At 40.3% G+C, this 1063-nt stretch carries 1 protein-coding gene; it reads right to left on the bottom strand.

The features are described 5' to 3' along the window. A partial coding sequence (locus BC961_RS00050) for a DUF7507 domain-containing protein (RefSeq protein ID WP_121923825.1) occupies positions 1-1063 on the bottom strand: 1063 nt, incomplete at both ends.

Genomic DNA, 1063 nt, shown 5'->3' with positions numbered 1-1063 from the left:
CGTTACTGCAAAAGTATACGTGATTACATCACCTAGTTTACCTGTTCCACTTACTACCGCTGTTTTCACAAGAGCAATACTTGGATTTTGCGTTAGAGGCGTATCAGTAGGCGTGTTGTTATCAACTGAAGTACCAGAGATATCTGTTACATCTTTTCCTTTTGGATCTTTCGCTGTTGCTAAAGCCGTGTTGACTACTTTACCCGCATCGATATCCGATTGAGTAATCGTGTATGTTCCTTTGATAGTCGCATTAGAAGCACCTACTGCAAGAGTTGCAATTGGGTTTCCAGTAATGGTTAATCCTACCATTGGATCTGTTACTACTACATTAGTAAGAGAAGTATTTCCAGTATTCGTTACTGCAAAAGTATACGTGATTACATCACCTAGTTTACCTGTTCCACTTACTACCGCTGTTTTCACAAGAGCAATACTTGGATTTTGCGTTAGAGGCGTATCAGTAGGAGTATTGTTATCAACTGAAGTACCAGAGATATCTGTTATGTCTTTTCCTTTTGGATCTTTCGCAGTTGCTAAAGCCGTGTTAACCACTTTACCCGCATCGATATCCGATTGAGTAATCGTGTATGTTCCTTTGATAGCCGAGCTAGAAGCACCTACTGCAAGAGTTGCAATTGGGTTTCCAGTAATGGTTAATCCTACCATTGGATCGGTTACTACTACATTGGTAAGCGAAGTATTTCCAGTATTTGTTACTGCAAAAGTATAGGTAATTACATCACCTAGTTTACCTGTTCCACTTACTACCGCTGTTTTCACAAGCGCAATACTTGGCGTTTGCGTTAGCGGCGTATCAGTAGGGGTGTTGTTATCAACTGAAGTACCAGATACATCTGTTACTTTATTTCCTTTTGGATCTTTCGCTGTAGCTAAAGCCGTGTTGACTACTTTACCCGCATCAATATCCAATTGAGTAATCGTGTATGTTCCTTTGATAGTCGCATTAGAAGCACCTACTGCAAGAGTTGCAATTGGGTTTCCAGTAATGGTTAATCCTACCATTGGATCGGTTACTACTACATTGGTAAGGGAAGTATTT

Source organism: Flavobacterium weaverense, from assembly GCF_003688495.1.
Taxonomy (GTDB): Bacteria; Bacteroidota; Bacteroidia; order Flavobacteriales; family Flavobacteriaceae; genus Flavobacterium; species Flavobacterium weaverense.
Note: the sequence above shows the minus strand (reverse complement) of the source record. Positions and strands in the feature narration are given on the sequence as shown.